We start from the raw sequence: 742 nt of genomic DNA, 5'->3' as shown, positions 1-742 counted from the left end.
CGGAGCTTATCGCAGGCTATTACGTCTTTCATCGCCTCTGACTGCCAAGGCATCCACCACATGCACTTAATTACTTGACTATACAACCCCAAACAGTCGTCGACACCTACAAGGAGTGTCTACAACTTATCGTTTAAAGTTTCGCAGATTGAACTGCAGTACAGCTTCAATTGAATTCATATACCAAAACGCTTGATTCAGTTAATCGCTAGTTCTCAGTTCTTCATTTCACTTAACAGTAACAAGTTACTGCTAACTTCAATTCAGTTCTGAGTTAAACAATTTATTTCAACTCAAATTTGCCAATCTGTTAATGAATAAACTTGCCTTCGTCAGGTCAGGTTTAAAACACTGTGATAAATCACAGAGCTTAATAACAACGCAGCGCATTCTACGCCTTCTTGTTGCTAAGCTCTATAAGCCATCATACTGTTTGCTTAAGGACTAAACTATCAGCCAACTGACTGATCATTTATTAACTTAACGATATATCCCGAAGGAATATATGGTGGAGACTAACGGAGTCGAACCGTTGACCTCCTGCGTGCAAAGCAGGCGCTCTACCAACTAAGCTAAGTCCCCAGCTTATCATTAGGTCAATGTATCTTTTTCTCTGTAGTCAGATAGTGGTGGGTCTGACAAGACTTGAACTTGTGACCCCACGCTTATCAAGCGTGTGCTCTAACCAACTGAGCTACAGACCCTCAGATACATCTTTATGAAGAACAACTTGTTGTGGATT

2 tRNA genes and 1 rRNA gene are annotated in these 742 nt (G+C 40.8%); all 3 read right to left on the bottom strand.

The annotated features are described in order from the left end of the window. Window positions 1–80 (bottom strand): 23S ribosomal RNA (locus HLH18_RS13775); the annotation flags it as partial. 426 nt (window positions 81–506) lie between these two features. Beyond that, a tRNA-Ala gene (locus HLH18_RS13770) sits at window positions 507–582 on the bottom strand. A 45-nt stretch (window positions 583–627) separates the two neighbouring features. Then, window positions 628–704, bottom strand: a tRNA-Ile gene (locus tag HLH18_RS13765). Window positions 705–742: the final 38 nt, after the last annotated feature.

The sequence above is a fragment of the Acinetobacter sp. ANC 5414 genome (assembly GCF_013004295.1).
Classification (GTDB): domain Bacteria; phylum Pseudomonadota; class Gammaproteobacteria; order Pseudomonadales; family Moraxellaceae; genus Acinetobacter.
The sequence above is the reverse complement of the archived record's forward strand: the minus strand, read 5'-3'. Positions and strand labels throughout refer to the sequence as shown.